The sequence below is a fragment of the Pseudomonas sp. Sample_9 genome, assembly GCF_004307535.1.
Lineage (GTDB): Bacteria > Pseudomonadota > Gammaproteobacteria > Pseudomonadales > Pseudomonadaceae > Aquipseudomonas > Aquipseudomonas mercuritolerans.
This window is the reverse complement of the sequence record NZ_RAZO01000201.1, coordinates 1,073-4,518: the sequence shown is the minus strand read 5'-3', so window position 1 is coordinate 4,518 and position 3,446 is coordinate 1,073. Positions and strand designations below refer to the sequence as shown.

Here is a 3,446-nt window from a genome sequence, read left to right as displayed (position 1 = left end):
CCTTCGGCATCCCCGGCCTGAACTTCATGACCCGCTACGTCAGCGGCAGCCACATCGACGGCACGCACGCGCCCAAGGGCGGCGCCTATAACCCGTTCGACGCCAGCAGCGGCGACTATCAACCGCAACAGGGTGATGGTGGTAAACACTGGGAACGCGACATCGACCTGAAATATGTCGTGCAATCCGGCGCCGCAAAGGATCTGTCGGTGCAGCTATCGCACGTCAGCCACCGCGCCAACGAAGCGCAGGCAGGTGATGACATAGCCCGGATTTACGTGGTCATCCAATACCCACTTGGCTTCTAACCCACCGCCCATCACGACTTGAAACGCAACCCCCCTGTAGGCCTTCGCCTGCTCGCGATAGCGGTGTATCAGTCAACACCAATTTATTCTTAAAGGACGCCAACGCGAGCAGGCTCACTCCTACAAGGGGACGAGGCAAATTCGCAAGTTTTGTGGCGGTTGACGGGTTCGGCCTCACTCCCTATCCTCGCGCCCTGTCACGACTTATTCGTGACCGGGTTTGACGGCCTGACCTCCTTACTACGCGCATAGCCTTTCTCTGCTCGTGCACTATTGTGTCCGCTCATATGGTGACTGTGTGTGGGGCATCTTCGGATGCGCCGGGGTTTGTGAGGACCGGTCCGTCAACCTGCGCACAGTTGCCACCCATTCGATTGACGGCGATCAAGTGGCAGCTCTCTTCAATACTGAAAGAGATTCCTCACTTATGAAGCAAGCAAACACCTCAATCCCATCCGACCAAACTATTCACCACCCTTTCACCGTCCGCCCCGACATCCCCCTCCTGGACGCCCTCGAACACGCGGCCACCTACCTCAACTGCGCGGAAATCCTCGCGCACCAGGCCCCTAGCGTCGCTCGCCCGGAACACAGCAGCTCACTGCGCTGGGCCAGCCAGCAAATGCTCGCCAACGCCCGCGCCATGATCCATGCAGCCATCGCCGGTCAGCACGCCGCCAATGCCAGGGGTGACGCATGAATTCACACATTTCCATGACCCACAACGAACACAGCATCCCCGTCATGCTGGTCTCCACCGAAGCCCCACTGGACGTCCTGCACAGCAGCGCCGCCAGCCGCTTCCTCGCCGTCACACAGATGATGGAAAGCCTCGCCAGCCTGGATATCTCCTCGGCCAAAGGCGCCGACGTACAACAACTCGCCCACGCCGCCGCCATGTTGCTGCGCGATGGTTGTGACGTGATGGATGTGCTCGGACGGCAGATTCGTTTGCGGGTCTGACGCGCACAAGATCAAAAGATCGCAGCCTCCGGCAGCTCCTACACCGATATGTAGGAGCTGCCGAAGGCCGCGATCTTTTGATTCAAGGTATGAGGGTTAATGCTCCGCAATCATAAGGCCCGATCATGACGACCGAACGAAAAACCAGCAGCGCAACTGAACAGCAAGCCGACCGGGTAAAAGCTCAGTTCGAAGCAGATCGCGATGCGAATGGCAGCGCGGATTCAACAACTCATCGTGAGCAAAAACGAAACGCTGAGCTGAGCGCTGTCCGCGCCGCGCTTCAAGAAGGCGAAGCCAGCGGAAAACCTCAGCCCTTCGATGCCGAGGCACTCAAATACACAATGTTGAAGGCTCTGGAATTACAAACTCGACTGCAGAACTGATCTCCGCCGCAAAACCCAACTGCCACACCACAAACCCTGAGCGAGCCTGTTCGCGAAAGCGTTGGGTCAGTCACTGAATCGTCAACTGACAGATGCATTTCCCGAGCATGCCCACCGTGATTTTGCCCCCAAACCTCCCTACCATTCGTCGTAAAACCACCCTCCACTGTCAGATCTGACAGTAGCCAATTTTCCTCACCGGGTATCTGATATCCCCATCCGGCACGTATCCCACGGCCCCTATCAGGATGGTGTTCCATGACACTCAACGATGATTCTCAAGACGAGAAGACGTTTACGTTGTTTCCCGCGAAAATCCTTCTCGCCACCGAGAATGTAATCAGCGATCCAGCGCCTCCGGCCGGCGTGCCGGTAGTCGGCTTGCCCCTGGGGATTTTCAAGGATTTGAGTGACGACAATACCGGCGCGAATGCGTTGAAGGTACTGGTCGATCCGCCCCCGCCGAACCTCTATACGAAAGTTTCTCTGTGGATCAACGGCGTGCAGAGCGGCGACGCACAGGATGTCGGGAACGCCATTATTGAATTCGTTGTTTTCCAGACCGAATTCCGGGACGGAATCATCAATGTCATTCAATACAAACTGAAGACCAAAGAAGGCAACGAAAGCGAATCTACCGAACTGTGGACGCTCTATAGCGCTAACCGCCCCGGCGGCAACGCTCCCCCCGGCACAGGCCCGCATCCGGAACTGCAGATCAACCTGCCTGCCCCGCTGGGCGATCCAGCGCTGATTGGCAAGACTGAAGTGGACAACGGCGTTCTGCTCACATGCAGCTATACGCATGGCAAGGCCTACGACCTCATCACTTACGAGATCAATCGGAAACGCTACAGCTATAAAGTCATGCCCACGAAGGTCGGAAAAGACATTTCGATATTGATAGACCGTGCCACGTTTGAACAAATTGGCAGTCTTAATGACTGCCCGTTCAGCTACACCGTTGATGATCAGTTGCTCAACGGAACTCACAATGAGCGCTGGTCAAAATACATCTACGCGAACATCGATCTTGAACGGGTATTTCTGAAAATGCCGATCTTGCGCGAAGATCAAGACGAAGACACGGATGATCCTACAATCGTTGACCGCGACAAGCTTAACGGCGGGCCGCTTTTCGTAGTAATCATCCCGCACGCCCCTGTTTATCAGAAGGGCGATAAAGTGAAAGTAACTTATCGCTCTACTAATCCTGATGCAGAAGAAGAGTATGAGGGTACGATTGAGGAGCGGTTCAATACTTTGTTCCCTTGTATTGTCGAGGTTCCTAATTCACGAGTTGTATCTGGGAGCCAATTGCAAGTTTCCTTTGTGCTCATTAGGGATGAGGAGGTCATTGGACAATCGAGAGCCGCCTCTGCCACGGTCGTCGGGAACGTCGCAGATGACAAGCCCGTCATCTCAAAAATTACCGGCTCACCAAGTGGCGCCGACATTCCCAACGGCAGCACCACCGTCGAAACTGAAATAACGCTCAGCGGTGTCGCCGCCAAAGGTCAGAAAGTCGATGTGCTGGATGGCACTACTTCAAAGGGTCAACCGACCGCCGACCCGGTAACAGGCATCTGGACCTTGCTCGTTTCTGCGCTGACGGCTGCCGAGCACAGTTTCACCGCCAAAGCTTTGTATGGCCAAGGACAAACCTCTGCAGCATGGAAGTTGACCGTGACGGCTGCTACTGCGCCCACTATCACTTCGGCAAAAGGCTCACCCAGTGGCGCCGACATTCCCAACGGCAGCACCACCGTCGAAACTGAAATAACGCTCA

4 protein-coding genes and 1 pseudogene are annotated in these 3,446 nt (G+C 55.7%); all 5 read left to right on the top strand.

Annotated features, from left to right (window positions below; translation table 11 throughout):
- Nucleotides 1–308: OprD family outer membrane porin (locus D6877_RS11105; protein WP_130910797.1), on the top strand; the 308-nt coding region annotated here is incomplete at its 5' end.
- 427 nt (nt 309–735) lie between these two features.
- On the top strand, nt 736–1,008 hold the full coding sequence (locus tag D6877_RS11100; protein WP_130910796.1) for a DUF3077 domain-containing protein: 273 nt from the start codon (nt 736–738) through the stop codon (nt 1,006–1,008).
- On the top strand, nt 1,005–1,271 hold the full coding sequence (locus D6877_RS11095) for a short-chain dehydrogenase (RefSeq protein WP_130910795.1): 267 nt from the start codon (nt 1,005–1,007) through the stop codon (nt 1,269–1,271). Before D6877_RS11100 ends, D6877_RS11095 begins: the two co-directional genes overlap by 4 nt.
- 125 nt (nt 1,272–1,396) lie before the next feature.
- Complete coding sequence (locus tag D6877_RS11090) at nt 1,397–1,657, top strand: type II toxin-antitoxin system ParD family antitoxin (protein WP_130910794.1); 261 nt, start codon at nt 1,397–1,399, stop codon at nt 1,655–1,657.
- Between the two features lie 258 nt (nt 1,658–1,915).
- Nucleotides 1,916–3,446 (top strand): annotated as a pseudogene (locus D6877_RS29365) (hypothetical protein); the annotation flags it as partial.